This is a genomic window from Cellulomonas telluris (assembly GCF_004886325.1).
Lineage (GTDB): Bacteria > Actinomycetota > Actinomycetes > Actinomycetales > Cellulomonadaceae > Cellulomonas > Cellulomonas telluris.
In genome coordinates this window covers 1-618 of sequence record NZ_QXFN01000039.1, presented here as the reverse complement: position 1 = coordinate 618, position 618 = coordinate 1, and the positions used below count along the sequence as shown (strand labels likewise).

Annotated in this window: 1 protein-coding gene; it reads right to left on the bottom strand. The window is 73.0% G+C overall.

Annotated elements, in window-relative coordinates; genetic code table 11:
• Positions 1–618, bottom strand: a 618-nt coding sequence (locus FB586_RS18620) for a Gfo/Idh/MocA family protein (protein ID WP_246036990.1), incomplete at both ends; no start/stop codon positions are given.

Below are 618 nucleotides of genomic sequence, written 5' to 3'. Positions count from 1 at the left end.
CCTCGACGCAGCTGCCGGCCCGGGCCGCGCTCGCCTCGATGGCGGCCAGCACGCGCTGCACGGCGAGCCCGTCCTCGAAGGACGGCGTCGGCTCCTCCCCCGCCGCCAGCGCGGTGAGGAAGTCGGCAGCCTGGTTGGTGAAGGTCGAGTCCCAGCCGAGGACGTGGCCGGGCGGCCACCAGCCGTCGATGTAGGGGTCACCCGGGTCGGTGACGAGCTTGCGGGTGAAGCTGTCGGCGCCGTCGAGCGCGACGTCGAGGTGGTTGAGCGACTCGAGGTCGAACCGCAGGGCGCCGGTGCTGCCGTAGACCTCGATCTCGAGCGCGTTCTTGCGTCCTGAGGCCATCCGGGAGACCTCGAGGCTGACGACGGCGCCCCGGTCGGTGCGCATGGTGCTCCACGCGGCGTCGTCGACGGTCACGTCCTCCATGCCGGACTCGCCGGCGCGTCGCGGGACGAACGTCTGCGTCATCGCGTTGACGGCGCTCACCTCGTGACCGGTCAGGTAGCGCACCTGGTCGACGGCGTGCGAGGCGAGGACGCCGAGAGCGCCGGAGCCGGCGAGCTCGCGACGCAGGCGCCAGGTCATCGGCGCGTCCGCGTCGGCCAGCCAGTCCT